This is a genomic window from Ruoffia sp. FAM 26255, from assembly GCF_045528525.1.
In the GTDB taxonomy this organism is placed as follows: domain Bacteria; phylum Bacillota; class Bacilli; order Lactobacillales; family Aerococcaceae; genus Ruoffia; species Ruoffia tabacinasalis.
The window spans coordinates 1-248 of the sequence record NZ_JBGQQX010000167.1; the positions used below are offsets into that span (position 1 = coordinate 1).

1 pseudogene is annotated in these 248 nt (G+C 41.1%); it reads left to right on the plus strand.

The window, feature by feature from the left end:
• Positions 1-2: 2 nt before the first annotated feature.
• Positions 3-248, plus strand: a pseudogene (locus tag ACEN31_RS11755) (group II intron reverse transcriptase/maturase); the annotation flags it as partial.

Here is a 248-nt window from a genome sequence, read left to right on the forward strand (position 1 = left end):
CTTTGATGGAGCGAGTTGTAACAAGAGAGAATATGGAAGCTGCCATTAAATCCGTTAAACGGAATAAAGGTGCAGCAGGTATTGACGGGATGACCGTCTTTGAAATAGAAGAACACATCAATGAGTATTATATTCCTCTACGGAATAAATTACTTAATGGGACTTATAAACCCCAACCGGTTAAACGGGTAGAAATACCAAAACCGAATGGAGAGAAGCGAAAGCTAGGCATTCCTTGTGTGCGCGAT